The organism is Oleiphilus sp. HI0117 (genome assembly GCF_001635235.1).
On sequence record NZ_LWGA01000375.1, the window covers coordinates 1 to 1,092 of the forward strand.

1 protein-coding gene is annotated in these 1,092 nt (G+C 44.8%); it reads left to right on the top strand.

Annotation, left to right across the window (positions count from 1 at the left end; translation table 11 throughout):
* The first annotated feature begins 114 nt into the window (after nt 1–114).
* Nucleotides 115–1,044, top strand: a complete 930-nt coding sequence (locus A3757_RS04455) for an FAD:protein FMN transferase (RefSeq protein WP_197469759.1) — start codon at nt 115–117, stop codon at nt 1,042–1,044.
* Nucleotides 1,045–1,092 lie beyond the last annotated feature (48 nt).

Sequence of the window (1,092 nt, forward strand, 5' to 3'; positions counted from 1 at the left end):
TGATTTTAACCAATATTTTAGGATGGGTCTATTCGTCGTGGTTGGAGAGATATTTTGGATAACATTATGAAAAACTGTTTGAGTTTTCTCATTTGCTTCTTAGTTTTTCTTAGCATGCCCTTGAAAGCCGAGTGGCATGAGTTTTCTGCAGAGGTGATGACGACCAACTTAAGCTTGGAGTTTTGGTTAGACGATAAGATTAAAGCAGAGAAGGCTAAGCGCGCAGTGCTGAATCGCTTTAATGATATCGAGGCAAAGATGTCGCGGTATATTTCTGAATCTGAGCTCTCCAAGGTAAATAGACTTGCCTCTGAGCAAACGCTAGTGATATCGACTGAGCTGTTTAGCTTACTCGAAAAGTCTTTGTCTGTGTCGGCTTTATCTCAAGGTGCCTTTGATATCAGCTTTGCCTCGGTTGGTTTTTTATATGATTACCGACAACACGCGCAGCCTTCTGATTCTCAAATCAGTGCGAAGTTGCCAGTACTGGATTATCGCCATATTGTTTTAAATAGAAGTGCTCAAACAGTACGCTTTAGCTCTCCTGGAGTCGCTCTTGACTTAGGCGGAATAGCTAAAGGTTATGCTGTTGATGAAGGCATTAAGATGTTGAAGACCTTTGGCGTTCAACATGCGCGTTTAAGTGCGGGCGGCGATATGTATCTTCTGGGCGGAAAGGGCTCAAAGCCTTGGCTTGTCGCGGTGCGTCACCCTAGAAACAAAGAAGAAAACTCCGTTGTTCTGCCTTTATCGGATGTCGCTTTATCGACTTCAGGTGACTACGAGCGATTCTTTATCGATGATAGCGGCGAAAGGGTTCACCATATTATTTCCCCAAAAACAGGCCGGTCTGCTCGGAACGGTCTGCTAAGCGTTTCCGTTCTCGGGCCTGATGTGACGACTACCGATGCGCTATCGACTGCCGTGTTCGTATTGGGTTTGAAAAAAGGTTTAGCCTTGATGAATAGACTAGATGGTATTGACGCGATTCTGATTGATGAACGCCAAAGGGTTCATTATTCCAATGGTTTGGGAAGGCCTTAAGTTCAAGGAGGCGGCTAAGGCTTTCTTAGGGCTCTTTTCTCCTGTAGC